The following is a 26460-nucleotide window of genomic DNA, read 5'->3' as shown; positions in this document are numbered from 1 at the left end:
GTCCGTCGCGCCGCCCGATCCACGGGGGACGGTCGCCGACAACACACCGGTCAGCCGTTTTAGCTGCGATTCGACGCGGAATCGACTGAAACCGACCAGGCCCCCGCCTGCCGGTGGTGACTGACGAACGAACCGAGACGTAAAGACGCATAGGGGGATATAGCAAGGTGACGATCCACGAGAGGCACGACTGGGTATCCGCCGACCGCGACGGGACCAGCCCTCATGGCACCCATGCTCTGGTCGACCGTCTGACGGCCGGCGAGCCATACGCCGTCGCGTTCGGCGGCCAGGGCAGCGCCTGGCTGGAAACCCTCGAAGAACTGGTGTCCTCGGCCGGGATCGAAACCGACATCGCCACGCTGGTCGGCGAGGCTGAGCTGCTGCTCGAGCCGGTGGCAAAAGAACTGGTGGTGGTGCGTCCGATCGGTTTCGAGCCGCTGCAATGGGTACGCGCGCTGGCGGCCGAAGACCCGGTTCCCGCTGACAAGCACCTGACCTCGGCCGCGGTGTCGATGCCCGGCGTGCTGCTCACCCAGATCGCGGCCGGGCGCGCCCTGGCCCGACAGGGCATGGACTGGGGCGCGACGCCGCCGGTGGCCGTCGTCGGGCATTCCCAAGGCGTGCTCGCCGTCGAGGCGTTCAAGGCCTTGAAAGACGGGGCCGCGCGCGACGTCGAGCTGCTGGCCCTGGCCCAGCTGATCGGTGCGGCCGGAACGCTGGTGGCCCGGCGGCGCGGAATTTCCGTGCTCGGCGACCGCCCGCCGATGGTGTCGGTCACCAACGCCGATCCCGAGCGCATTCGCCGGCTGCTCGACGAGTTCGCGCAGGACGTCCGCACCGTGCTGCCTCCGGTGCTGTCCATCCGCAACGGCCGGCGGTCGGTGGTCATCACCGGCACCCCCGAGCAACTCTCGCGCTTCGAGCTGTATTGCCGGCAGATCTCGGAGAAGGAGGAGGCCGACCGCAAAGACAAGGTCCGCGGCGGCGACGTCTTCGCCCCGGTCTTCGACCCGGTGCGGGTGGAGGTGGGCTTCCACACTCCGCGGCTGGCCGACGGCATCGACATCGCGGGCGGCTGGGCCGAGAAGGTCGGCCTCGACGTCGCGTTGGCCCGGAAGCTGACCGAGGCCATCTTGGTCAATGGCGTCGACTGGGTGGACGAGATCACGCGCGTTAATGACGCCGGAGCCCGGTGGATCCTTGATCTGGGCCCCGGCGACATCCTGACCCGGCTGACCGCGCCGGTGATCCGGGGCCTCGGTGTCGGCATCGTGCCCGCGGCCACCCGCGGCGGCCAGCGCAACCTCTTCACGATCGGCGCCGTCCCCGAGGTGGCCCGTCCCTGGTCGAGCTACGCCCCGGCGGTGGTCAGCTTGCCCGACGGCAGGGTCAAGCTGTCGACGAAGTTCACCCGGCTGACCGGACGTTCGCCGATCCTGCTCGCGGGCATGACGCCGACCACCGTCGACGCCAAGATCGTCGCCGCGGCGGCGAACGCCGGGCACTGGGCCGAGCTGGCCGGCGGCGGGCAGGTCACCGAAGAAATCTTCGCCGCCCGCGTCGAGGAACTCTCCAACCTGCTCGAGCCGGGCCGCACCTATCAGTTCAACGCGCTGTTCCTCGACCCCTACCTGTGGAAGCTGCAGGTCGGTGGTAAGCGGCTGGTGCAGAAGGCCCGTCAGTCCGGCGCCGCGATCGACGGCCTGGTGATCAGCGCCGGCATCCCGGACCTCGAGGATGCCGTCGAGCTGATCGACGAGCTGGGCGAGGTCGGCATCAGCCACATCGTGTTCAAGCCCGGCACGGTCGAACAGATCCGGTCGGTCATCCGCATCGCGACCGAGGTGCCCACCAAGCCGGTGATCATGCACATCGAGGGTGGGCGTGCCGGTGGCCACCATTCGTGGGAAGACCTCGACGACCTGCTGCTGGCGACCTATTCGGAACTGCGGTCGCGGCCCAACATCACCGTCTGCGTCGGCGGCGGCATCGGCACGCCCGAGCGGGCGGCGGAATACCTGTCCGGCCGCTGGGCGCAGGCCTACGGCTTCCCGTTGATGCCGATCGACGGCATCCTGGTCGGCACCGCCGCGATGGCGACGCTCGAGTCCACCACGTCGCCGTCGGTCAAGCGGATGCTGGTCGAAACCCAGGGCACCGACCAGTGGGTCAGCGCCGGAAAAGCGCAGGGCGGCATGGCTTCCAGCCGCAGCCAGCTCGGCGCGGACATCCACGAGATCGACAACAGCGCCTCGCGTTGCGGCCGGCTGCTCGACGAGGTCGCCGGTGATGCCGAGGCGGTCGCCGATCGCCGCGAGGAGATCATCGCGGCGATGGCCAAGACCGCCAAGCCGTACTTCGGCGACGTCGCGGAGATGACCTACCTGCAGTGGTTACGGCGCTACGTCGAGCTGACCATCGGCGAGGGCGACTCGACCGCCGACACCGCCGCACCGGGCAGCCCTTGGCTGGCCGACACGTGGCGCGACCGGTTCCAGCAGATGTTACAGCGGGCCGAATCTCGTTTGCACCCAAAGGATTTCGGGCCGATCGAGACGCTGTTCGCCTCCGACGAAGCCCTGCTGGAGCGGCCCGACGAGGCCATTGCCGCCCTGCTCGCGCACTACCCTGACGCCGAATCCGTGCGGTTGCACCCGGCCGATGTCCCGTTCTTCGTCACGCTGTGCAAGACGCTGGGCAAGCCGGTCAACTTCGTGCCGGTGATCGACAAGGACGTGCGGCGCTGGTGGCGCAGCGACTCGCTGTGGCAGGCGCACGACGCCCGCTACGACGCCGACCAGGTGTGCATCATCCCGGGCACCGCGTCGGTGGCCGGCATCACCCGGATGGACGAACCCGTCGGCGAGTTGCTGGACCGCTTCGAGCAGGCCGCCATCGACGAGTTACGGTCTTCCGGCGCCCAGCCGAAACCTGTCACGTCGCGCCGGATGGGCCGCGCCGACGTGACCGGGCCGCTGGCCCTCGTGCTCGACGCCCCCGACGTGCAGTGGGCCGGCCGCACCACGACCAACCCGGTTCATCGCATCGCCGATCCCGGCGACTGGCTGGTGCACGGAGACTCTGAAGGGCCCGAAAGCCGCCGCGCCACGCATTCGTCCACCGGCGCGCAGTTGCAGGTGGAGGGCGAGCAAGTCGTGCTCAGCGTGCCGGTGTCCGGCACCTGGGTCGACATACCATTCACGTTGCCCCCCAACACCGTTGACGGTGGCACGCCGGTGGTCTCCACCGAGGACGCCAGCACCGCCATGCGCGCCGTCTTGGCGGTCGCGGCCGGTGTCGGAGTCTATGAGGGGCCGGAGTTCCTGCCTCCGGTCACCGACGGGACCGCCACCGTGACGGTGGACTGGGACCCCGAGCGGGTCGCCGACCACACCGGGGTCACCGCCACCTTCGGGGAGCCACTGGCGCCCAGCCTCACCACCGTGCCCGACGCGCTCGTCGGCGCTTGCTGGCCCGCCATTTTCGCCGCGATCGGCTCGGCGGTCACCGACACCGGCTTCCCGGTGGTGGAGGGCCTGCTGAGCCTGGTACATCTGGACCACGCCGCCCACGTGGTCGGCACGCTGCCGAAAGTGCCGGCCCAATTGACAGTGGCCGCAACGGCTTCGCGGGCCATCGACACCGACCTGGGCCGTGTGGTCTCGGTCTCGGTGACTCTGAGAGGCTCGGCCGATACCGACGGAGCCGTGATCGCCACGCTCACTGAGCGTTTCGCGATCCTGGGACGCACCGGTGCCGCCCAGCTCGCCGATCCGGTCCGGGCCGGGGGCGCGGTATCGGAGAACGCAACCGACACCCCGCGCCGCCGGCGCCGCGACGTCACGCTGTCGGCTCCGGTGGACATGCGCCCGTTCGCGATGGTGTCCGGTGACCACAACCCCATCCACACCGACCGGGCGGCCGCGCTGCTGGCCGGACTGGAATCACCCATCGTGCACGGCATGTGGCTGTCTGCCGCCGCGCAGCACGCGGTGACCGCCACGGACGGTCAGGCCCGCCCGCCCGCCCGGCTGGTCGGCTGGACCGCGCGATTCCTGGGCATGGTCCGTCCCGGCGACGAGGTTGACTTCCGGGTTGACCGCGTCGGAATCGACCAGGGCGCAGAGGTTTTGGAAGTGGCCGCCCGTGTCGGGTCGGATCTGGTGATGTCGGCCACCGCCCGTCTTGCCGCCCCCAAGACGGTGTACGCGTTCCCCGGCCAGGGCATCCAGCACAAGGGCATGGGCATGGAGGTGCGGGCGCGGTCGAAGGCGGCGCGCAAGGTGTGGGACAGCGCTGACAAGTTCACCCGCGAAACGCTGGGGTTCTCGGTGCTGCATGTGGTGCGCGACAACCCGACCAGCATCATCGCCAGCGGCGTGCACTACCACCACCCCGATGGCGTTCTCTACCTCACGCAGTTCACCCAGGTCGCGATGGCGACGGTGGCCGCCGCCCAGGTCGCCGAGATGCGCGAGCGGGGTGCCTTCGTCGAGGGCGCCATCGCGTGCGGCCACTCGGTCGGCGAGTACACCGCGCTGGCCTGCGTGACGGGCATCTATGAGCTGGAAGCCTTGCTGGAGATGGTGTTTCACCGCGGGTCGAAGATGCATGACATCGTGCCGCGCGACGAGCTGGGCCGCTCCAACTACCGGTTGGCGGCAATCCGGCCCTCGCAGATCGACCTGCCCGACGACGAGGTTCCCGCGTTCGTCGCCGGAATCGCCGAACACACCGGTGAGTTCCTGCAGATCGTGAACTTCAACCTGCGTGGCTCGCAGTACGCGATCGCCGGCACGGTGCGCGGCCTGGAGGCGCTGGAAGCCGAGGTCGAGCGTCGCCGCGAGCTCACCGGCGGCCGGCGTTCGTTCATCCTGGTGCCGGGCATCGACGTGCCGTTCCACTCGGAGGTGTTGCGGGTCGGTGTGGCCGACTTCCGCCGCTCGCTGGAACGGGTGATGCCGCGCGACAAGGATCCCGACCCGATCGTCGGGCACTACATTCCCAACCTGGTGCCGCGGCCGTTCACGCTGGATCGCGACTTCATCCAGGAGATCCGGGATTTGGTGCCCGCCGAACCGCTCGACGAGATCCTCGCCGACTACGACACCTGGCGCCGCGAGCGGCCGCGCGAGATGGCGCGCAGGGTCTTCATCGAGCTGTTGGCGTGGCAGTTCGCCAGCCCGGTGCGCTGGATCGAGACGCAGGATCTGCTGTTCACCGAAGAGGCCGCGGGCGGTCTGGGGGTGGAGCGGTTCGTCGAGATCGGCGTGAAGTCGTCGCCGACCGTCGCCGGACTTGCCACCAACACCCTCAAGCTCCCCGAGTATGCCCACAGCACAGTGGAAGTGCTCAACGCCGAGCGCGACGCCGCCGTGCTGTTCGCGACCGACACCGACCCCGAGCCGGAAGACGAAGCGGTGGCGGACGATTCCGGCGCTTCCGCGCCGGAGGGTGCGCCCGATCCCAATGTCGTTCCTGCCGTCGCCGCGGCTCCGTCCGGGGCTCCACGTCCCGACGACCTGACCTTCGACGCCGCCGACGCCACCCTGGCGCTGATCGCGCTGTCGGCCAAGATGCGCATCGACCAGATCGAGGAGCTGGACTCCATCGAGTCCATCACCGACGGCGCGTCGTCACGGCGCAACCAGCTGCTGGTGGACCTGGGCTCCGAGCTGAACCTGGGCGCCATCGATGGCGCCGCCGAGGCCGACCTGGCCGGGCTGCGCTCCCAGGTGACCAAGCTGGCACGCACCTACAAGCCTTACGGCCCAGTGCTTTCCGATGCGATCAACGATCAGCTGCGCACGGTTCTGGGGCCCTCAGGCAAGCGGCCGGGGGCCATCGCCGAGCGGGTCAAGAAGACCTGGGAGCTCGGCGAGGGGTGGGCCAAGCACGTCACGGTCGAGGTCGCGCTGGGAACCCGTGAGGGCACCAGCGTTCGCGGGGGCGCCCTGGGGCACCTGCACGAGGGCGCGCTGGCCGATGCAGCGTCCGTCGACAAGGTCGTCGACGCCGCGGTCACTGCGGTCGCCGCACGCCGCGGTGTTTCGGTGGCGTTGCCGTCGGCGGGCGGTGGCGGCGGTGCGACCATCGACGCCGCGGCGCTCTCCGAATTCACCGATCAGATCACCGGCCGCGACGGCGTGCTGGCCTCGGCGGCCCGCTTGGTGCTGGGCCAGCTAGGCCTCGACGATCCGGTCGGCGTGTCGGCGGGTTTGGCTAAGGCCACCGATGCCGAGCTCATCGACCTGGTCACCGCCGAATTGGGCGCGGACTGGCCACGTTTGGTGGCACCGGTGTTCGACGCCAAGAAGGCCGTCTTGTTCGACGACCGGTGGGCCAGCGCCCGCGAGGACCTGGTCAAGCTGTGGCTGGCCGACGAGGGCGACATTGACGCCCAGTGGTTGAGCCTGTCGGAAAGGTTCGAGGGCGTCGGCCACGTCGTCGCCACCCAGGCCACCTGGTGGCAGGGCAAGGCGCTGGCCGCCGGCCGGCAGATCCACGCGTCGCTGTACGGCCGCATCGCCGCCGGCGCCGAGAACCCGGACCCGGGCCGCTACAGCGGCGAAATCGCCGTCGTGACAGGCGCTTCGAAGGGTTCGATCGCGGCATCGGTCGTCGCGCGACTGCTCGACGGCGGCGCCACCGTCATCGCCACGACATCCAAGCTCAACGAGGAGCGGCTGGCGTTCTACCGCGGGCTGTATCGCGACCACGCTCGTTACGGCGCCGCGCTGTGGGTGGTCGCGGCCAACATGGCGTCCTACTCCGACATCGACGCGCTGGTCGAGTGGGTCGGCACCGAACAGACCGAAAGCCTTGGGCCACAGTCGATTCACATCAAGGATGCGCAAACCCCGACGCTGCTGTTCCCGTTCGCGGCCCCGCGCGTCGTCGGGGACCTGTCCGAGGCCGGTTCGCGGGCCGAGCTGGAGATGAAGGTTCTGTTGTGGGCCGTGCAGCGGCTGATCGGCGGCCTGTCGAAGATCGGCGCCGAGCGCGACATCGCGTCGCGGCTGCACGTGGTGCTGCCGGGCTCGCCCAACCGCGGAATGTTCGGCGGCGACGGCGCCTACGGCGAAGCGAAGTCGGCGCTGGACGCCGTGGTGAGCCGCTGGCACGCCGAGTCCTCGTGGGCGGCGCGAGTTAGCTTGGCGCACGCGCTGATCGGCTGGACCCGGGGCACCGGGCTGATGGGCCACAACGACGCCATCGTCACCGCCGTCGAGGAGGCCGGTGTCACCACCTACTCGACCGACGAGATGGCGGCGATGCTGCTGGACCTGTGCGACGTGGAGTCCAAGGTGGCCGCTGCCGGCGCGCCGATCAAGGCGGACCTGACCGGCGGACTCGCCGACGCCGACCTCGACATGGCCGAGCTGGCCGCCAAAGCGCGCGAGGAGATGTCGGCGAGCGAGGAGGCGGACAGCGAGCCGGCCGAAGGCACCCCCGGTGTCATCGCCGCGCTGCCGTCCCCGCCGCGCGGATACACCCCGGCGCCACCGCCGGAATGGGACGACCTCGACGTCGACCCGGCCGACCTTGTGGTGATCGTCGGCGGCGCCGAACTCGGCCCGTACGGCTCGTCGCGCACCCGGTTCGAGATGGAGGTCGACAACGAACTGTCGGCGGCCGGCGTCCTGGAGTTGGCCTGGACCACGGGGTTGATCCGCTGGGAAGACGACCCCCAACCCGGTTGGTACGACACCGAATCCGGCGAGCTGGTCGACGAGTCGGAGCTGGTCGAGCGCTATCACGACACCGTGGTGGAGCGAGTGGGAGTTCGCGAGTTTGTCGACGACGGCGCGATCGACCCCGACCACGCTTCGCCGCTGCTGGTGTCGGTGTTCCTGGACAAGGACTTCGCCTTCGTGGTGTCATCGGAGGCCGACGCCCGCGCCTTCGTCGAGTTCGACCCGGAACACACGGTCATCCGGCCGGTGCCCGACTCCAGCGACTGGCAGGTTATCCGCAAGGCCGGCACCGAGATCAGAGTGCCGCGAAAGACCAAGCTGTCGCGCGTCGTTGGCGGCCAGATCCCGACCGGATTCGACCCGACCGTGTGGGGCATCAGCCCGGACATGGCGAGTTCCATTGACCGGCTGGCGGTGTGGAACATCGTGGCGACCGTCGACGCGTTCCTGAGCGCGGGCTTCAGCCCGGCCGAGGTGATGCGCTACGTGCACCCGAGTTTGGTGGCCAACACCATGGGTACCGGCATGGGCGGTGGCACGTCGATGCAGACGATGTATCACGGCAACCTGTTGGGCCGCAACAAGCCCAACGACATCTTCCAGGAAGTGCTGCCGAATATCGTTGCCGCGCACGTGGTTCAGTCCTACATCGGCAGCTACGGCGCCATGATCCACCCGGTCGCCGCGTGCGCGACGGCCGCGGTGTCGGTCGAGGAGGGCGTCGACAAGATCCGGCTGGGCAAGGCCGAGCTGGTGGTGGCCGGCGGCATCGACGACCTCACGCTGGAGGGCATCATCGGCTTCGGTGACATGGCGGCCACCGCCGACACCGGCATGATGCGCGGCCGGGGCATCCACGACTCGAAGTTCTCCCGGCCCAACGACCGCCGTCGGCTCGGCTTCGTCGAAGCCCAGGGTGGTGGCACCATCCTGTTGGCCCGCGGCGACCTCGCGCTCAAGATGGGGCTGCCGGTGCTCGCGGTGGTGGCCTACGCGCAGTCGTTCGCCGATGGTGTGCACACCTCGATCCCGGCCCCGGGGCTGGGCGCGCTCGGTGCGGGCCGCGGCGGCAAGGACTCGCCGCTGGCCCGTTCGCTGGCCAAGCTGGGTGTGGGCGCCGACGACATCGCGGTGATTTCCAAGCACGACACTTCGACGCTGGCCAACGATCCCAACGAGACCGAGCTGCACGAAAGATTGGCGGCCGCACTCGGTCGTTCAGTGGGGGCCCCGCTGTTCGTGGTGTCGCAGAAGAGCCTCACCGGGCACGCCAAGGGCGGCGCGGCGGTCTTCCAGATGATGGGCCTGTGCCAGATGCTGCGCGACGGGGTGATCCCACCCAACCGCAGCCTGGACTGCGTCGACGACGAACTGGCCGGCTCCGCCCACTTCGTCTGGGTGCGCGACACGCTGCGGCTCGGCGGCAAGTTCCCGCTCAAGGCCGGGATGCTGACCAGCCTCGGGTTCGGCCACGTGTCCGGGCTGGTCGCGCTGGTGCACCCGCAGGCGTTCATCGCCGCACTGGACCCCGAGCAGCGTGCCGACTACCAGCGGCGCGCGAACGAGCGCCTGCTCGCCGGTCAGCGCCGGCTGGCCTCGGCCATCGCCGGCGGTGCGCCGATGTATCAGCGGCCACCGGACCGTCGCTTCGACCACCACGCGGCGGAGAAGCGACAGGAGGCGGCCATGTTGCTGAATCCCGCCGCCCGGCTCGGCGATGACGACGCCTACGAGGTCTCTGCCGGATGACGTCGGTCATCGGTTAACCTGGCGACCCATGGGCATTGTCGGAGTGGGGATCGACCTCGTCTCCATTCCGGATTTCGCCGAGCAGGTCGACCAACCGGGAACGGTCTTTTCCGAGACCTTCACCCCGGGTGAGCGTCGTGACGCCTCCGACAAGAGTTCGTCGGCGGCGCGTCACCTAGCCGCCCGCTGGGCCGCGAAGGAGGCGGTGATCAAGGCCTGGTCCGGGTCGCGGTTCGCCCAACGGCCCATGTTGCGGGAGGACATCCACCGCGACATCGAGGTGGTCACCGACATGTGGGGGCGACCGCGGGTGCGGTTGACCGGGGACATCGCCAAGCATCTGGCCGACGTGACCATTCACGTGTCGCTGACGCACGAGGGGGACACCGCGGCCGCGGTGGCCATTTTGGAGACTTCCTAATGTCCGCGAGCGTGCGTGTTTGTACACGACACGCCGCTAGTACGCGGCATTCTGCGCACGCTCGCGGGTCGTCGAGGCGCGACTAGCCTCGAGGCCATGACTGATCTCGTTGAGCGCGTCCGCGACGTGTTGCCATCGGTGCGCCGCGACCTCGAAGATCTGGTGCGGATCGAATCGGTGTGGGCCGACCCCGGGCGGCGCGACGAGGTGCACCGCAGCGCGCAGGCGGTGGCGGACCTGTTGTCGCAGGCGGGTTTTGGCGACGTGCGCATAGTCAGCGAGGGCGGCGCACCGGCGGTCATCGCGCGGCATCCGGCGCCCCCGGGCGCGCCCACCGTGCTGCTGTACGCCCACCATGACGTGCAGCCCGAGGGCGATCCCGGCCAGTGGGCGTCGCCGCCTTTCGAGCCCACCGAACGTGACGGGCGGCTCTACGGCCGCGGCAGCGCCGACGACAAGGCCGGTATCGCAACGCATTTGGCGGCGTTTCGGGCGCACGGCGGCCAGCCGCCGGTGGGTGTGACGGTCTTCGTGGAAGGCGAGGAGGAGTCCGGCTCGCCGTCGCTGGGCCGGCTGCTCGCCGCCCACCGCGACACGCTTGCCGCCGACGTGATCGTGATCGCCGACTCGGCCAACTGGAGCACCGAGGTTCCGGCGTTGACGGTATCGCTGCGCGGCCTGGTCGACTGCGTGGTCGAGGTTGCCACGCTCGACCACGGGCTGCACTCCGGTTTGTGGGGCGGCGTGGTTCCCGACGCGTTGAGCGCACTGGTGCGGTTGCTGGTCAGCCTGCACGACGACGACGGCAACGTCGCGGTGCCCGGCCTGCACGAAAGCACCGCCGCGCCCGTGGATTATCCCGCCGAGCGGGTCCGCGCCGACTCCGGTCTGCTGGACGGGGTGTCCGAGATCGGCTCGGGCTCGGTGCCGCAACGGCTGTGGGCCAAACCGGCGATCACCGTGATCGGCATCGACACCACGTCGATCGCGGCCGCATCCAACACGCTGATCCCGCGGGCCCGGGCCAAGATCAGCATGCGGGTGGCACCCGGCGGTGATGCCGCGGCCCACCTCGACGCGTTGACCGCCCACCTGCGGCGGCACGCCCCGTGGGGCGCGCAAGTGACCGTCACGCGCGGCGAAATCGGTGAACCCTACGCCATCGAGGCCAGCGGCGCGGTATATGACGCCGCGCGGACGGCGTTCCGACAGGCGTGGGGCGTCGAGCCGATCGACATGGGGATGGGCGGCTCCATACCGTTCATTGCCGAATTCGCCCAAGCATTTCCCCAGGCCAAGATCCTCGTCACCGGCGTCGAAGACCCCGCAACGCAGGCGCACAGCGTCAACGAGAGCCTGCACCTGGGTGTGCTGGAACGCGCGGCGGTGGCCGAAGCGCTGCTGCTGGCCACCCTGGCCAACGGCGCCTAGACGGACAGGTCGCGCCGAAGTTTGGCGACGTGGCCGGTGGCCTTGACGTTGTACTGCGCGACGGCGATCTTGCCTTTTTCGTCGACCACGAAGGTGGAGCGAATCACGCCCGTGACGGTCTTGCCGTACAGCTGCTTCTCGCCGTAGGCGCCCCAGGCCGTCAGCACCTCGCGGTCGGGATCCGACAGCAGCGGGAACGTCAGCTTCTCGGCGTCCCGGAACTTGGCGAGCTTCGCCGGCGGGTCGGGGGAGATGCCGATGACGTCAAGGCCGGCATCGTTGAGGTCGTGCAGATTGTCGCGAAAGTCGCACGCCTCCTTGGTGCATCCCGGGGTCGAGGCGGCCGGGTAGAAGTAGACGACGACTCGGCGCCCTCGATAATCGGCCAGCGATACCTTCTTGCCGTCGGCGTCGGGCAGGCTGAAGGCGGGCGCTTTGTCGCCGGGTGCCAATCGCGTGGTTTCAGTCAACTCGATCCCTTTCTATTCACCGGAGCGTCAGGGTCGGCGCCAGCTGATCTAGGGTAGTTCGTCAGGCGCACCAGGCGGACTTGGAGGACAGACACGTGGCGGACCGGGACCCTGACACCATCAAGCAGGACATCGACCTCGCCCGCGACCAGCTGGCGGCAACCGTCGACTCGCTTGCCGAACGCGCCAACCCTCGCCGCCTCGCCGACGACCTCAAGGCCCGGGCAGTCGAACTTGTGAAAAAGCCCGTGGTGATCGCCTCGCTGGTGGGGATCTCCTCGATCGTTGTGGTCGTGGTGATCCGCAGGATCAGGGATCGCTGACCCGCGGCGACACCCGGCACGGGGCGCGTCGGGCCCCGGAACAGACAGACAGCTCTGTCTGGGGGTCTGAGCTCTGCTAGCGTCGGCGACATGGAGATCCTCGACCGGGAGGCCACCCCGCCGACCGCCGATACGCTACGGTCGGCGTCCCCGGCCGATCGGCTGCTCGCGGCAGCGACGAAACTGTTTGCGGCACATGGGATCCGAGCGGTGGGAATCGAGCGGATTCTGCGGGAATCCGGTTGCGCGAAGGCAAGCTTGTACGACCTGTACGGCTCCAAAGCCGCGTTGGTCACCGCCTACCTGACGCAGTTGGACCGCGCCGACCGCGATCGGTGGGAGCGCGCGGTCGAGACGCTCACCAACCCGGCCCAAAAAGCCTTGACCTTCTTCGATCTGGCCATCGCCAACGGGCTCCGATGTAACTTCCCCGGTTGCCTGTATGCCAACGTCGCCAACGAGTTTCCGGGTGTGCGATTCGAACCCATCGACGGGCACCGCGAATGGGTGCGGTCGTGCCTGGCCGAGTTGATGAAGTCCGCCGGCGCCGAGCGCCCGGACTCGACCGGTCGGCAAATCCAACTGCTCTACGACGGCGCCTTAGCGGGCTCCAAGCTCGAACAATCCGTCGAACCGATCCACCTCGGCCGGAGCCTAGCGGCCGAGGTGATCGATCGCGCCTGCGGTCGCTAGCGCCTCGCCCCGGTGCCGGCCAGTTCCGATCAGCGCGATCCGATTCCCGCCGTCGGTGTGGCGGCGCCGCGTTGCGCGCCAGAGGGCGCGCACGCTTGTTCTCGTCTAACGGAAGGCATGCGGAATCCGTTCGCCAAAGTCCTGCTTGAATCCTATGCGCCGCAAGCGGTTTCGTCGCGATGGCCGGTTAGCTTGGCGGCCGATGTCGATGAGGTGAGCCGTAGCGGGCGCGCCGTCGGGGATTGACGCGTCGTCGTCGCACGGAGGCCGCTCGCGTAGACAGAGTGGTCTGTCTGTGGCAGCGTCACGGGCGTGCCTGTCCGGCGATGTGCGGGGCACCGCGAAAGGACGACTACGGTGGCAACTGGCACGGTACGAATAGTTGACGGCTACAAGAGCTTTGGCGCCGCCAGCTATGCGCTAGCCGGCGTCGACCTGACCATCGACGAGGGCGATTTCCTGGCGATCCTGGGACGCAGCGGAAGCGGCAAGTCCACTCTGCTCCGGGTGATCGCCGGGCTCGAGAATCTCACATCGGGAACCGTCGAATGGTCCACCGGCAACGAGGTGGCACGCCCCCACACCGGTGTCGTCTTCCAGCAGCCCCTGCTCATGCCATGGTTGACCGCCGGCGAGAACGTCCTTTTCGCAGGACGATTCGCCGCCAACCGGAAGTCGTTCCAACCCGAATATGCCCAGGAACTGCTGCACCATTTCGACCTGCAGCGGGTGGCACGCCAATACCCCGATCAGTTGTCCGGCGGCGAGGCTCAACGCGTCTCGATAATTCGTGCGGTAGCCACCCAACCCCGGCTGCTGCTGTTGGACGAGCCGTTCAGTGCGCTGGACCCCGCGATCCGCGGCGATTTGCGGAGCTGGCTGGCCGATCTGGCCGCCGAGCTTGGGATTACCGTGGTGCTGGTCACGCACGACGTCGACGAGGCGTTGCTGCTGGCCAGCCGCATCGTCCTGCTCGGTCACGACGGGCGAATCAACCGGGAGTGGCACCCGGCCCTCACCGCAAACACGGGCAGCGGCGGGGATGAGCTCAGGCAGCAGATCTTGGACCATTACCGCCTGGTCGAGCAATGACCGGCCCGCTCTCGCGTAGGTCGCTGCTGGCCGGTACGGTCGCGCTGGCCGCCGCGGGAGGTCTGGCGGGGGTGGCCGACCTCGCCCACGCCGCCACCGTCGACCGGGCCAACACCAGCGGACAGCTTCGCATCGGGTACCTGCCGATCACCGACGCGGCACCGCTGCTGATCGCTCATGCGGCCGGACTCTATCAACCGGGCGTGGTGAGTTCGGCCAAGCCGGTACTGTTCCGCGGCTGGGCGTCGCTGGCCGAGGCGTTCGTCACCCGTCAGGTCGACGCCGTGCACATGCTGATGCCGATGGCCATCCAGCTCCGTTTCTTCTTGGGCAGCGCCGTTCGGGTGCTGGGCTGGAACCACACCAACGGTTCGGCGTTGACCGTCGCACCGCACATCACCGATCTGGGGCAACTGGCCGGAACACAAGTGGCGATACCATTTTGGTGGTCGATCCACAACATCATCCTGCAGGAGCTGCTGCGCGCCCATGACCTGGTGCCGGTGGTGCGCCGAAGCGCCTCCCGCAGGGCCCGGACCGTCGAACTGATCGTGATGAGCCCGTCGGACATGGTGCCGGCGCTGGCCAACCGATCGATCGGCGGCTACGTGGTGGCAGATCCGTTCAACGCCATGGCTCAGGTGCGCAAAATCGGCCGAATACAAACGTTTCTCGGCGACGTGTGGCGCGATCACGCCTGCTGTGTGGTCCTGGCGCATGAGGACCTCATCGAGAACCGGCCGCGGGCTGCGGCATCCCTCGTGAACTCGATTGTGCTTGCGCAGCAACGCATTAACGGTAACCGGCCCGCGGCCGCGACGACGTTGTCGACGGGCGGCTACCTGCCCCAGCCGCTGCCCGCCATCAAGACCGCGCTGACCTACAATCCAAAGAACTACCATTTCGCGCACCCGGATTGGCAACCACAGCGGTTGGGCTACCAGCCATTCCCCTTCCCGAGTTTCACCCGTCGGCTCGTGGAGGCGATGCACGCCACCGTCGTCGACGGTGACCGGCGGTTCCTGGATCGACTCGACCCCGCGACCGTGCACTCGCAGCTGGTGTACGACAGCTTCGTGCGGACCGCACTGGCCGACCACGGCGGCCCCGAAAGCTTTGGGCTTCCTTCCGATCTGACCCGAGTCGAACAGGTGCAGCCGTTATGACCACAAAGGGAATCAGCCCCGTCGACACCTCGGCGCCGCGCGAGGCCGCCACGACGGCGACGGTGTCCACACCCAAATGGCCGTTTCTGCGGCGCTGGTGGCCGCCCACGCTCGCGGTCGGGACCGCGGTGGGGTTGTGGTGGCTGGCCACGGCCGTGCTCGCCTCCCCGCAGTCCCTGCTGCGCCAGACCACGCCCGACCGGGTGGCCAAATCCCTTGCCGACCTCTACAACCGCGGTGTGCTGTTGGCAGACACCGAGGTCAGCCTGTGGCGGCTGCTCGTCGGCTTGCTCGTCGCGGCGGTGATCGGCGTTCCCGCCGGACTGCTGATAGGAATGAACGACACCGCCGATCGCGCCACCCGACCCGTGGTGCAATTTCTTCGCATGATCTCGCCGCTGTCGTGGGCGCCAATATCGGTGGCGATCTTCGGAATCGGCAACGAGCCGGTCATTTTCCTGATCGCCGCGGCGGCGGTGTGGCCGATCCTGATCAACACCGCCGCCGGGGTGCGCGCCGTCGATCCCGGCTACCTGCAGGTGGCCAAGTCATTCGGTGCGAATCGGACCGAGCTGCTGACGGTCGTCGTGTTGCCCGCCATCCGAGGCCACCTGCAAACCGGCTTGCGCGTCGCACTGGGTATCGCGTGGGTCGTCTTGGTGCCGGCCGAAATGCTCGGTGTGCGTTCGGGTCTGGGCTACCAGATCCTCAATTCCCGTGACCAACTCGCCTACGGGCAGGTCGTTGCCGCGATCGTCGTCATCGGCGTTATCGGATACATCCTCGATCTCGGTGCCCGGCGCTTGCTCGCCACGTCGCGCGCGGATCGGTGAGCCGCGTGACGCGGAACTTGACTCTGCCGTGCGCCGAAGGCATCGATGCCGCGCCCGGTGATCGAACCGGCGGCCCCACGGCATGCGGAACTCCCGCACGACGCCGCTGGCTGCCGGATGACTTCCGTCTGACGACGGCAGTCTCCGCGTTGGGACCGCCGGCAGAGGTCACGAACTGCCCTTCACAGGTGCGCTACTCTGGGATGATCCAGGGGATTTCGCTCTGCGACGGGATGCCTGTTATTGTCGCAAACGCGGTCTCAACCGACCAAGGCGCCGTTAGCTCAGTTGGTAGAGCAGCTGACTCTTAATCAGCGGGTCCGGGGTTCGAAACCCTGACGGCGCACAGGTAGAAGCATTTTTCACGCCTCGCCAGTGCATACCGGTGTACACATCCGGCGTGGCTTGCGGCGAATGAATCCCCCCGACCGCTTAGCCGAGGCCGACACGGCATTAGCCTTCCCCGTCCATCAGTGACAAGACCGCCGCCCGTGCTGTGGACCCCCGATGCTGGCCTGGCATCACCGGCCTGGGTCCAGAATCCCCGAGCTCCTGTGTCGCCACGCGGACCGGCCGGAAGCTACTAGAATACTTGCAACTATTCGGGGTCGGCGGCGACCAAAGCAAGCGAAATTATGTGGAGGGCCACTTGACGACGCCTTTGCGCAGAGGTCGGTCGTGGCTGGCTGCTGTCATCGCTATATTTGCTGTGGTTGGCGTTGCCTGCGGCGGCGGCCACGGTGCCGCGCCGGCGAAGGTGATCTTCGACAAGGGCACACCGTTCGCTGACTTGCTGGTGCCCAAGCTCACCTCCTCGGTGACCGACGGCGCCGTCGGCGTCACCGTCGATGCGCCGGTGACGGTGAGCGTCGGCGACGGCGTGCTGGCGTCGGTCACCATGGTCAACGAGAACGGAAAGACGATAAGCGGTCAGCTCAGCCCGGATGGGTTGCGCTGGTCGACCACCGAGCAGCTCGGCTACAACAGGCGCTACACGCTGAACGCGAAGGCGCTCGGGCTGGGGGGCGCCGCGAACCGGCAGATGACCTTTCAGACCAGCTCACCGGCTCACCTGACGATGCCCTACGTCAACCCGGGTGACGGCGAGGTGGTCGGCATCGGTGAGCCGGTGGCCATCCGCTTCGACGAGAACATCGCGAACCGCGCCGCGGCCCAGAAGGCCATCAACATCACCACCAACCCGCCCGTCGAGGGCGCGTTCTACTGGCTCAATAACCGCGAAGTACGTTGGCGTCCAGAGCATTTCTGGAAGCCGGGCACGGCCGTCGACGTGGCGGTCAACACCTACGGCGTCGACCTGGGCGACGGGATGTTCGGCGAGGACAACGTCAAGACGCACTTCACCATCGGCGACGAGGTCATCTCGACGGCCGACGACACCACCAAGATGGTGACCGTGCGGGTCAACGGCGAAGTCGTCAAGACCATGCCGACGTCGATGGGCAAGGACAGCACCCCGACGGCCAACGGCTTCTACATCATTGGCGGGCGCTTCAAGCACATCATCATGGACTCCTCGACCTACGGGGTTCCGGTCAACTCACCCAACGGATACCGCACCGAAGTCGAGTGGGCCACGCAGATGTCCTACAGCGGCGTCTTCGTGCACTCTGCCCCCTGGTCGGTCGGTGCGCAGGGCCACACCAATACCAGCCACGGATGCCTGAACGTGAGCCCCAGCAACGCCGAGTGGTTCTACGACCACAGCAAGAGCGGTGACATCGTCGAGGTGGTGCATACCGTCGGGCCCACGCTCTCGGGCACCGAGGGGCTGGGCGACTGGAACATCCCGTGGCCGGTGTGGAAGGCGGGCAACGCCAACACCTAGATGCGCAGCACGGGGGCCAGCGCCGCGAGCGGGATGTGAGCCTGTACGGTGCCGCCGTCCATGAACCACTGCAGGGCTCCCGGCGTGAAGTTGATCGGCTCGTCGTGCGCCACCGGGTAGTCGGGCATGTAGAGAATCAGCTCGTCGGGGGTCAGCGCCCACGCTTTGTACGCGCCGGAATAGACCTTGTCGGGGGTCCAGCGGTCGATGACGAACGGGTAGCTGCCCGGATCGTGCGGTGGCGCGGCCTGATTCAGCGCGGTCTCGATGAACGGCTGAGCCAGCGGCGGGATGGCGGTGAGGGGATCCGACGTGGTCAGATCCGACAGTTGCAGTCGCCGGCCGCTTGCCATGTCGAACGTGAAGGTGCGGTAGGCGTTGTTGGGTTTGGGCCCGTCGGCGTGGTAGTCCTCGTGGAACACGGCGCTGAGCATGCTGCCGTGCCGGAACACTTCGTAGTTCTCCTCGCCGAAGCTGTCCGCGGCCATGTGGGCGCCGACGGTCCGCCAGTTGTTGACGAGGGTGCGCAGGTAGTCGCGGATGACGGGGCCCGCGGCCGGGTTGTCGACGAGATCGGCGGGCACGGCGACCTTGATGTCGCGCACGGCGTTGCGTTCGGAGGTCACCGAGGTGTGGCAATACTGGCCATCCCAGTTTCCACCGAGCTCGCCGCAGAACGACTGCGCGGATGCGTGCGCTGTGCCCGCATCGAGAACGGTTGTCGCCGCGACCAATGCCGATGTTGCGATGACCCTTGTGATTAGCATCCTTGCTCCGAACGATTTAGAGCAGCTGGACTTTGCTTGCGCGCCAGCGGCCGTCGATCTTCTCCATGGTCATCTTGATCCTGCTGCGGTCGATGCGCGGATCGGGCGCGGCCATGTTGGTCACGGTCTGGTCGACAAAGACCAGCACGACAACCTTGTTCGTGGATTCGGAGGCGATCGCGGAGTCGACCACCACCCCGTGTGCGGTCGCCTTGTTGTCGATCAGCAGCTGTCGAAGCTGCACGCTGGACTGGGTGTACATGTCCTTGAACTCGCCGGTCGCGCCGTCGAGCACCTGACGGAAGTTCTGGTCGACGTTGTTGGAGTCGATGCTGGTCAGCACCTCGGCGTACTTGACGGCCGCTTGCTGGGCCTGCTGGCCGGCCAGCTTCACCTGGTGCTCTTGCCACTGCTTCCATCCGAGGAAGCCGGAAACCGCAAGGGACGCAACGAGCAACACAGGCAATATGCCGCGGCGCAGGTATTGCCTCCATGGCCGTCGCCTCCAGCCCGAAGCGTTGTCCTTGGCCGCTTCGTTGTCTTCGGCTTCGGCCGTTTCCTCGACGGCTTCTCCTTCGGCGTCTTCAACGTCGCTGTCTTCAGTCTCGACGTCTTCGCTTGTGGTTTCAGGCTTTTCGTCTTCGGCATCGGTTGTCACGCCACGATCATCTCCTTGTGCTTGGCTGGATCGGTCTTAGTGCGGCGGTTCGATCGGCAGGGCCGGGCCGCCATAGGGAGTCGGAATGGTGAAGCGGCCCCGAGGCGTTGGGTCAGTTCTGCGGCCCAGATCCGCGCCCAGCGGCGGGCCCGCGGTGTCGTCGCCTCCCGGCCGCGGCGCGTTCTTGGCCGCACGGATCCCGACCCCGGGATCGTCGTCGCGGCAGTAGGTGTACATGAACGGCTCGTAGTAGTCGGCGGAAGAAGGCGGATGCGACGGTGTGCCGTAGTCGCAGACGTATCGCGGGTAGAGACTGGCCGTCGCCCAGACGCCATGGTCATGGAACGCACTTGCCACGGCGTCCAGCACCGAACCACGGTAGTCGGGGAACAACGCGTTGAGCGCGGGCACGCGCACGTAGAGAAGCTGCGACATCGTGGCCATGCTGCCCAGCAGCTGCACCATGGTGTCGGAATTGTCGGCGAACAGGTTGTCGACGGCCGAAAGTGTTTGCGGCGCCTGCCCGGTTAAACGCCGGTAGCCGCCTTGCATTCCGGCGAGGCCGGCCAGCGTTCGGTTGAGCTCGGTGGTGGTGGCGGCGAGGCCGGCATTCTTGTCGCTCGCCAGGGTGAGCACCACACGGCTGGTCTTGATGATGCTAGTGGTTTGGGGCAGCACCGAATCGAGCGTCGAGAGCAGGAACGTGCCGCCGTCGACGATGGCGGCCAACTTCGCGGGTCCCTCCTTGCTGAGGCTGAGTTCCCTCTTGATCAGCTCGACCTTGTGTGGATCGACCTGTGCCAGCATGCCGTCGGCGTCGCCGAGCAACTGCGCCAAGCTGACCGGGACGCTGGTGCGGTCGAGCGCGATGACGCTGCCGTCGTGCAGATAAGGCCCCGCGTCGGATTCGGCTTCGAAATTGATGTATTGCTCGCCGGCGGGCGATAGCGCCGACACGTGCACGACGCTGTTCGCCGGGATCCGCACCTTTGACGTGATGTTGGCGACGGCATCCACGCCTCTGTCGGTGATCCGCAGCGACTCGACGCGTCCGATTCGCACACCCCGCAGGGAGACGTCCTGATTGGGCAGCAAGCCACCGGATTCCGGCAACTGCACGGTGACCTTGTAGGGCGACGCGAACGGCGTCACCCGGAGCGCGCCGACGAGCAGGTACGCGGTTGCCACGACCAAGGTGAGCACCAATCCCGCGACCGACAGCCAAATCTGTTGCCGGTGGCCTGCCCGCACCACGCGGACCACGACATCGGCGAAGCCGGCGACTGCTCCGGTCATCGCTGAGGTCCCGGCGGTGGCGGGCCCGGCGCGGGCGGGGGAGGACCGGGGGCGATATCGATCTGCCCGGGGATGATTGGGTCCGGCATGACGGGAACCTGCGGGGAGTTCGGGCCCCGGCCGACCACACGTTCTTGCAGGCGCCACAGGGTGTACTTGAAGGTCCCGATGAGCTGGTTCCAGTTGTATCGGTGCGGTCCGTGCAGGCCTATGTCGCCGGGGAATCCGATGTCGGGGATCGATCCGAGCACCAACTTGTCCACGCTGACGTGCACCGAAATCGAGTTTCCCGCTGTGGATTTGACCATCGGGGCGATCAGCCGGTTCAAGGCCAGCAGACTCGTGTCCGGACTCACCGCAACGTCGTTGGCGGCCCCGGCGATCGTGTTCAGGTCGCGGATCAAGCTACGGCCGCTGGTGTCGGTTCCTCCGATCGATGGGAACCTGGCCAGCAACCGAGCGGTATCGCCGACTTGCGTGACCAGGTCCGAAAGCTCGGTGGTGTTGGCGGACAGGGCCGAGGTGGCTGGGTTGGCCTCCGCCATCAGTTCGGTGATGGCGCGATTCTTGGCGTCGAGTTGCTGTGAAAGGCCGGATAATTCGGTCAGTGCGGACGAGATCTGGTCGGACCGGGAGTTGAGCGTCCCGACCAGCTGGTTGGACTTGCGGATCAGGTCTCCGAACGCCTGGCCCTGGTCGCCGGTCGCCTTCCCGAAACCGTTGATGATGTTGGTGAAGTTGCGCACCGCGCCGCCGTTGACCAGGATTGCCGCCGAGCTGAGCACCGATTCGACGGTCGCGGCTGCCGCCGTCGAACCCAGACCGATGGTGTCGCCGTTCTTCAACAGCGGCGCGTTCGGTTCGGCCGTCGCGGGCGGTCGCACCGACACGAACACGTCGCCAAGCGGTGTCGCCGTGCGCAATTCGGCGGTGCTCCCGCGTGGCAGTTGGACACCATAGCGGATGCGCAGGGTGGTGACCGCCGTGTAGTTGCGGGCAACCATCGATTCGACCTGGCCCACGTCCGCTCCGGCCAGTTTCACCTTCGCCTTCATCGGTAGGTTGAGCGCGTTGGAGAACACCGCGGTCAGCGTGTAACCGCCCGAACCGAGCCCGGGGGCCGGAAGGGACAGGCTGGCAAGGCCATTCGTGGCGCATCCGGAGCTGACGACCGCGGCGGCCAGGATCGCGACCCCGGCCTTCCCCCACGTGGTCATCATTTCTGTCCCATCGCGGCCAAGCCGTCCAGCACGTACGTCAACCCGAAATCCGGGCCGAAGTCCTGTAGCGTCCCGGTACTGCATCCGAGTTGCCGAAGGCCCATCAGGTTGCAGATCTCTTTGGTGTACTGGCTGTCGAAGACCATTCGGTCCGTGAGGAAACGCGCACGCACGGCGCCATTGGCCCGGTCGACCATGTTGTAGGCGTTGTCGGCCACCAGTGGGCCAACGTCCAGAAGTTCGGCGAGGTCGCGGCGCTCGTCGGTCACCGTCTGCAGAATGCTGTTGCCGTTGGGCAGGGCGTGCTTGATGCTGTCGCGATTGGCGTCCAGGAGGTCGCCGGCCCGCTGGACCAGTTGCTGGAGCTTCTTCCCGGTGTCGCCGCCACCGATATCCTCGTCCGCCATGATCTGGCTGACTTGGTGAAGAGTGGAGGCGAATTCGCGCAGCTTTGAGTCATTGGCGGCCACGGCGTCGAACAGCGTGCTGATGTTTTTGACGATGGTGGTGATCTGCTCGCGGGTCTGGGCGCCGCCGTCGCTGCTGAGCCGCAGCGCCTTGGACAGTTCATCGAGCGCCGCCTTGATCTTGCCGCCGTTGCCGTCGACTATCCCGGCGCCGCTGTTGAGCACGCCGGCGATGGGCCCGCCGCCATGGCCGTCTCCCTCAAGCGATTTGGTCACCTTGTCGAGAACGCTGAGCACGCGGCTGAACTCGACCGGTGTCCTGGTTCGGGTCAAGCCGATGGTGTCGTGGTTCTCCAAGGCGGGACCGCCGTGGTAGGGCGGGGTGAGCTCGATCTGCCTGTCGGTGAGGATGGACGTCGAGACGGTCACGGCCGCAGCGTCCGCCGGGATCTTGACGTTGCGGTCGACGGTGAACTGGACCTCGACGTAGCCGCCCTTGGGGATGATCTTGGTGATTTTGCCTACCGGCATGCCCAATACGGCTACCACGTTGCCTTCGTACAATCCTGAGGCGCTGTCGAATTGGGCGGTGACGGTGATCGGGTCGTCCCTGGCACCCAGGTACCACCACCCGACGCCGATCGCCGCGGCCGCCGCCATGACGGCGATGATGGCCGTGAACCTGAACCTGCCCCTGGGCCTTGTCACTTGCAGTCCTTGAAGTATTGGATCATGCCAAACTGTTTGGCGCGGCCGCTGATCGCGCACATCCATGAGTCGATGGCGGGAACGTTGGGGGCGTTGAAGTTGATCGCGTTACCGTCACCGGTGAGGTTGGCCGCCTCGCGGAAGAAGATCGGTGTGATCTGCAGGAGGTTGCGCAGCAGGTCGTCGTGTTTACCCATCAGGGCGGTGAAGTCGCGCATGTCGTTGATCAGCGAGTCAAGACCCGAACGGTCGTTGACCACGATTAGGCTCATGGTATCGACAAGGCCGGTCAGTGATCGCATCATCGCGTGGAAAACGGCTCGCCGAGCCACGAATTGGCCCAGCAGGTCTTGCCCTTGGTCGACCAGGTTGCCGATGCCTGCCTGCTGGCCCCGCAGCGTGTTGGTCACCTGCTCCGTGCTGCGCAGGAGCTGGCCCAGTTGGTCGCGTCGCACGGCGATGATCGACGAGAGCGAGTCGATGTTTGCGATTGCCTGCGGCACGACCGAGGGCAGGCCCTCGAGTTGCTTGCCGAGCACCGCCAGGGATTGCGCAAATCGGTCGGAGTCGACCTGCTCGAAAGTTGTTGTGGCGTCCCGCAATGCGGCTTGAAGGTCGTAGGGAACTTCGGTGTGTGACACATCGAAGGTGTTGTTGGGCAGGGACGCCGGGCCGTTGGGCTCCAGGGAGAGGTAACGCGAACCCAGGATGGTGGTGACTTTGATCTTCGCCTTGGAATCCTTGCCCAGCACGACATTGTCGCGAATCTTCAGGCCCGCCTCGACATGGTCGCCGACGAGTTTCATGCTGGTGACGTTGCCGACGGGGATGCCCGCGACCACGATCGGGTTACCGGCTCGCAGCGAGGCCGCCTGCAGAAACTCCGCGGTGTAATGCCGATACCCGGCGCCGAGTGCGTGAACCAACAACATGATGCCGATCAGCACCGCTACCACTGCGACCGCGATAAACCCAAGCCACGTCTTGCTGTAGCTCTCGAGCGGACGCTTCGTCATCCTCGGAAGTCGAAGCCGCACGGACGAATCAGCCATCAGCCGTGCTCCGACATCTCGGGCTGTGCCACGCCGTGTTTCCGGGTGTGGCGGCATTGATGATGATCGGCACGATGTCGTTGAAGCCGGGGTCGAACGCCATGAAGTTCACATCGCACACGTAGGCGTTGCCGTAGGCGCCCTGGTTGCCGACCCGGACAAGCCCCTTGAGCAGCAGCGGGATGTTGTCGCCGAAGTAGGCCAGCTGGGGTTCGATATCCATTAAGTGTCTGGTGGTACCCGGCTTACGATCGATGAATTCGCGAAGCGCCGGATACACATCCGCGGCGGAGGTCGACAGCCGGCCCATCACCCGGGCCAGCGTACCGACCGAGGCCTGCAACTCGGGACGACGCTGATCGAGCTTGGAAACCACGTCACGGGCCTGCGTGATGACGCCGTCAAGATTGTCGTTCTGCTGCGCGAGATTGCCAACCACCTTGTTGAGGTTGGTGATCACATCGCCGAGCGCCTGATCCCTTCCGGCGAATGTCTCTGTCAGCGTGGATGTCTGGCTGATCAACGTGGCAAGAGAGGACGTATCGCCCTGCAGCGACTGGATGATGCCCTTGGTGAGGTTGTCGGCATCCTGTGGGTTCAACAGACTGAACAGCGGCTCGTAGCCGTTGAGTAGCGCGGTGACGTCGAAGGACGGTTCGGTGCGTTCCGGCGGGATGATGGTTCCGGGCGGAAGCACATCGTGATTGCCTTCCTTGTCCAAGGACAGGCCGAGGTAACGCTGCCCGACGATGTTCTGGTACGTCACGGAGGCGAGCGTGTTCCCATAGAGGCGCTGTTCCTGCTGCACCACGAACGTGACCTTCGCGAGTTTCCCGTCGAGCTCGATCTTTTCGACCCGGCCCACGCGGACCCCGGCCATCCGGACGTCGTCGCCCTCTCGGAGGCCGTAGACGTCGGTGAATACCGCCGAATATGAGTCTGTCTTCCCGGCCACGTCGCGCCGCAGGCTCACGTACACCAGCCAGGTCAGCGTCACCGCGACGATCATGAACAGGGTGAGGCCGATCAGCGGTCCCCGGAATTTCATTTGGGCCCCCCGCCTGATGGTGGGTGAATAACCGAAACCGTTGTCCCGCGCGCGACCGGACCCAACAGGAGTTGGGTGGCGTCGGATGCGGGTTGGCCGGTGATCACGCTCAACATGTTTCGTTCTTGTTGGCTGCCAACCGGTCCGACGTTGCCGCCAAAGGACATCCGAAATGAGGACTGCGGAATCCACGGCGCCTTCGGTGCCACCGGTGCGACCCACGGGGCCTCCAGTGGCGGTGACGCGGGCGCGGGCAACCCCGGCGATGGGTTATCGGGGTTGGCGCTTCCCGGCACCGGAGGCGACGGCGTCAGCCACGCGGGGAGAGGGGGATTGGGATCGGCCAGATTGGGATTCGGGTTGATCAGCGGCGGCCCGACGGCGACGAGGTTGCCGTCCGGGCCGATAACAGTTCCCGGCGGCGGTGCCAGATCCTTGGGCGGCTGATAGTTCTGCGGCAGCAGCACTTCCGGTAGATCAGGCCGTACCGGGACCAGCGGTGCGGTGAAACAGCTGGGTCCCTTCAGCTCGCCGTAGTGGGGGCAGTCGGCGCGTGTGTAGTCGTAGTTAGGCGTGAACGACAGCATCGCTCGCATGTTGCCGACGTTCTTGTCCGGCATCCAGACTTCCTCCATGAATCTGTTGGCCAGGTTGTCCAGCTTGGTAACTCCCGGCACGAAGTTGTTGGACTTTTGCGCCAGCACTCCCAGCACCGGCGTGAAGTCGGTCGTGATCCTGATGAGCTGATCGATGTGATTGCCGAATGATTCACGCGTGGTGCCCACGGTGTGATCGGCGCCGTCGAGCAACGTGGCCAACTGTGCGCGCGTCTCCGCAAAGGTCCGCATCGGCGCGACGGCCAGATGCAGGGCGTCAAAAAGATCGGGCGCGGTCGCCCGCAGGCCTCGGGTCGCGTCGACGAGGGCGGATATCGTCGACGGGCCAGAATCGGTGCTGACGATCGAATTAAGCTGGTCGAGAAGGCGATTCAGTTGTGCTCCGTCCTTGAGCAGGGTCACCCGGCGATGGTCGGTGGCGGCAGCCAGGGCTGCCAGGATCCCTTCGGACCGGTCTTCTCGCCCGCGCCCCGCCGCGGCGAGCAGATCCCGCAGCTTGCTGATTGTGGTTTGGAACAAGACGGTCGGTAGTTGGGTGTCCTCGGGAATGTGCGCGCCCGCGCGAATTGATGCTCCGGGACCGTTGTCGACCAACTGAACCGACGACACGGCGAACACATTGCTGGGTACCACCCGGGCCGTTATCGCGGCCGGGATCGATGTGGCGTATTCGGGTTTGAGGTTGATCTGGACGTAGTTGGGTCTTCCGTTGGCCGCGGGGACGACGTTGCCGACCATTCCGACGAGCACGCCGTGATACTTGACGTCGGACTTCCGCGGAAGGCCGTCGCCCACGTTGACCAGGTCGGCGACCACGCGCACGTAGTCGTTGAGCCGGCCCGTCGACTTGGCCAACAGCGCCGCCGTGAGCAGCGCCGCCACCACCACAACCGCCACCCCGCAGCCGAGCAGCTGCCGGTCCGATGGGCCACGCCCGTCCAGCTCAAAGGAATTGGGCAC

Annotated in this window: 18 protein-coding genes and 1 tRNA gene; 10 read left to right on the top strand and 9 right to left on the bottom strand. The window is 67.0% G+C overall.

Going from position 1 to position 26460, the window contains the following annotated elements:
* Positions 1 to 167 precede the first annotated feature (167 nt).
* From K3U93_RS16795 to K3U93_RS16785, 3 genes are all read left to right on the top strand, one after another.
* Positions 168 to 9449, top strand: coding sequence for a type I polyketide synthase (locus K3U93_RS16795; protein ID WP_220688550.1), 9282 nt, complete (start codon positions 168 to 170; stop codon positions 9447 to 9449).
* A gap of 28 nt (positions 9450 to 9477) precedes the next feature.
* Positions 9478 to 9870, top strand: coding sequence for a holo-ACP synthase AcpS (gene acpS, locus K3U93_RS16790; RefSeq protein WP_071513425.1), 393 nt, complete (start codon positions 9478 to 9480; stop codon positions 9868 to 9870).
* Between the two features lie 96 nt (positions 9871 to 9966).
* Complete coding sequence (locus K3U93_RS16785) at positions 9967 to 11301, top strand: dipeptidase (RefSeq protein WP_083012190.1); 1335 nt, start codon at positions 9967 to 9969, stop codon at positions 11299 to 11301.
* Here K3U93_RS16785 and bcp read toward each other — a convergent pair.
* On the bottom strand, positions 11298 to 11771 hold the full coding sequence (bcp, locus tag K3U93_RS16780) for a thioredoxin-dependent thiol peroxidase (RefSeq protein WP_083012192.1): 474 nt from the start codon (positions 11769 to 11771) through the stop codon (positions 11298 to 11300). The genes K3U93_RS16785 and bcp overlap by 4 nt on opposite strands.
* A gap of 95 nt (positions 11772 to 11866) precedes the next feature.
* Between bcp and K3U93_RS16775 the strand changes: the two genes are divergently transcribed.
* From K3U93_RS16775 to K3U93_RS16745, 7 genes are all read left to right on the top strand, one after another.
* Complete coding sequence (locus K3U93_RS16775) at positions 11867 to 12094, top strand: DUF3618 domain-containing protein (RefSeq protein WP_071513422.1); 228 nt, start codon at positions 11867 to 11869, stop codon at positions 12092 to 12094.
* A 90-nt stretch (positions 12095 to 12184) separates the two neighbouring features.
* Positions 12185 to 12787 (top strand): TetR/AcrR family transcriptional regulator, encoded by a 603-nt coding sequence (locus tag K3U93_RS16770; RefSeq protein WP_083012195.1) that lies wholly within the window; start codon positions 12185 to 12187, stop codon positions 12785 to 12787.
* Between the two features lie 357 nt (positions 12788 to 13144).
* Positions 13145 to 13879, top strand: a complete 735-nt coding sequence (locus K3U93_RS16765; RefSeq protein WP_071513420.1) for an ABC transporter ATP-binding protein — start codon at positions 13145 to 13147, stop codon at positions 13877 to 13879.
* The gene (locus tag K3U93_RS16760; protein WP_071513419.1) at positions 13876 to 15045 is read left to right on the top strand and encodes an ABC transporter substrate-binding protein; all 1170 of its coding nucleotides are present in this window, start codon (positions 13876 to 13878) and stop codon (positions 15043 to 15045) included. Before K3U93_RS16765 ends, K3U93_RS16760 begins: the two co-directional genes overlap by 4 nt.
* Positions 15042 to 15878, top strand: coding sequence for an ABC transporter permease (locus K3U93_RS16755; protein ID WP_083012197.1), 837 nt, complete (start codon positions 15042 to 15044; stop codon positions 15876 to 15878). The genes K3U93_RS16760 and K3U93_RS16755 overlap by 4 nt, the downstream gene beginning before the upstream one ends.
* Positions 15879 to 16151: 273 nt before the next feature.
* Positions 16152 to 16224 (top strand) — tRNA-Lys (locus K3U93_RS16750).
* A gap of 315 nt (positions 16225 to 16539) precedes the next feature.
* Positions 16540 to 17727, top strand: coding sequence for a L,D-transpeptidase (locus K3U93_RS16745; RefSeq protein ID WP_420915421.1), 1188 nt, complete (start codon positions 16540 to 16542; stop codon positions 17725 to 17727).
* Here K3U93_RS16745 and K3U93_RS16740 read toward each other — a convergent pair.
* The 8 genes from K3U93_RS16740 to K3U93_RS16705 are packed head-to-tail and all read right to left on the bottom strand — an operon-like array spanning position 17724 to position 26460.
* A complete protein-coding gene (locus K3U93_RS16740) occupies positions 17724 to 18494 on the bottom strand; it encodes a mannan-binding family protein (protein WP_083012200.1) in 771 nt (256 codons plus the stop codon). The two genes, K3U93_RS16745 and K3U93_RS16740, sit on opposite strands and share 4 nt — an antisense overlap.
* A gap of 16 nt (positions 18495 to 18510) precedes the next feature.
* Complete coding sequence (locus K3U93_RS16735; RefSeq protein WP_083012202.1) at positions 18511 to 19152, bottom strand: Rv1363c family protein; 642 nt, start codon at positions 19150 to 19152, stop codon at positions 18511 to 18513.
* A gap of 36 nt (positions 19153 to 19188) precedes the next feature.
* Positions 19189 to 20448 (bottom strand): MlaD family protein, encoded by a 1260-nt coding sequence (locus K3U93_RS16730; RefSeq protein WP_071513416.1) that lies wholly within the window; start codon positions 20446 to 20448, stop codon positions 19189 to 19191.
* On the bottom strand, positions 20445 to 21665 hold the full coding sequence (locus K3U93_RS16725) for an MlaD family protein (protein WP_420915420.1): 1221 nt from the start codon (positions 21663 to 21665) through the stop codon (positions 20445 to 20447). The genes K3U93_RS16730 and K3U93_RS16725 overlap by 4 nt, the downstream gene beginning before the upstream one ends.
* Positions 21665 to 22783: an MCE family protein gene (locus K3U93_RS16720; protein ID WP_254893627.1), complete on the bottom strand. Its 1119-nt coding sequence runs from the start codon at positions 22781 to 22783 to the stop codon at positions 21665 to 21667. Before K3U93_RS16720 ends, K3U93_RS16725 begins: the two co-directional genes overlap by 1 nt.
* Positions 22780 to 23835, bottom strand: coding sequence for an MlaD family protein (locus K3U93_RS16715; RefSeq protein ID WP_071513413.1), 1056 nt, complete (start codon positions 23833 to 23835; stop codon positions 22780 to 22782). Before K3U93_RS16715 ends, K3U93_RS16720 begins: the two co-directional genes overlap by 4 nt.
* Positions 23828 to 24883, bottom strand: coding sequence for an MCE family protein (locus tag K3U93_RS16710; protein ID WP_071513412.1), 1056 nt, complete (start codon positions 24881 to 24883; stop codon positions 23828 to 23830). The genes K3U93_RS16715 and K3U93_RS16710 overlap by 8 nt, the downstream gene beginning before the upstream one ends.
* Positions 24880 to 26460: an MlaD family protein gene (locus K3U93_RS16705; RefSeq protein ID WP_071513411.1), complete on the bottom strand. Its 1581-nt coding sequence runs from the start codon at positions 26458 to 26460 to the stop codon at positions 24880 to 24882. Before K3U93_RS16705 ends, K3U93_RS16710 begins: the two co-directional genes overlap by 4 nt.

It is taken from the genome of Mycobacterium malmoense, from assembly GCF_019645855.1.
Lineage (GTDB): Bacteria > Actinomycetota > Actinomycetes > Mycobacteriales > Mycobacteriaceae > Mycobacterium > Mycobacterium malmoense.
This window is presented reverse-complemented; position numbering and strand designations above follow the sequence as displayed.

Bases quoted from the DNA above. Each gene is read 5' to 3' on its own strand.
- acpS (WP_071513425.1), top strand. From the start codon at position 9,478: ATGGGCATTGTCGGAGTGGGGATCGACCTCGTCTCCATTCCGGATTTC.
- K3U93_RS16785 (WP_083012190.1), top strand. From the start codon at position 9,967: ATGACTGATCTCGTTGAGCGCGTCCGCGACGTGTTGCCATCGGTGCGC.
- K3U93_RS16770 (WP_083012195.1), top strand. From the start codon at position 12,185: ATGGAGATCCTCGACCGGGAGGCCACCCCGCCGACCGCCGATACGCTA.
- K3U93_RS16760 (WP_071513419.1), top strand. From the start codon at position 13,876: ATGACCGGCCCGCTCTCGCGTAGGTCGCTGCTGGCCGGTACGGTCGCG.
- K3U93_RS16755 (WP_083012197.1), top strand. From the start codon at position 15,042: ATGACCACAAAGGGAATCAGCCCCGTCGACACCTCGGCGCCGCGCGAG.
- K3U93_RS16740 (WP_083012200.1), bottom strand. From the start codon at position 18,494: ATGCTAATCACAAGGGTCATCGCAACATCGGCATTGGTCGCGGCGACA.
- K3U93_RS16730 (WP_071513416.1), bottom strand. From the start codon at position 20,448: ATGACCGGAGCAGTCGCCGGCTTCGCCGATGTCGTGGTCCGCGTGGTG.
- K3U93_RS16725 (WP_420915420.1), bottom strand. From the start codon at position 21,665: ATGACCACGTGGGGGAAGGCCGGGGTCGCGATCCTGGCCGCCGCGGTC.
- K3U93_RS16715 (WP_071513413.1), bottom strand. From the start codon at position 23,835: ATGGCTGATTCGTCCGTGCGGCTTCGACTTCCGAGGATGACGAAGCGT.
- K3U93_RS16710 (WP_071513412.1), bottom strand. From the start codon at position 24,883: ATGAAATTCCGGGGACCGCTGATCGGCCTCACCCTGTTCATGATCGTC.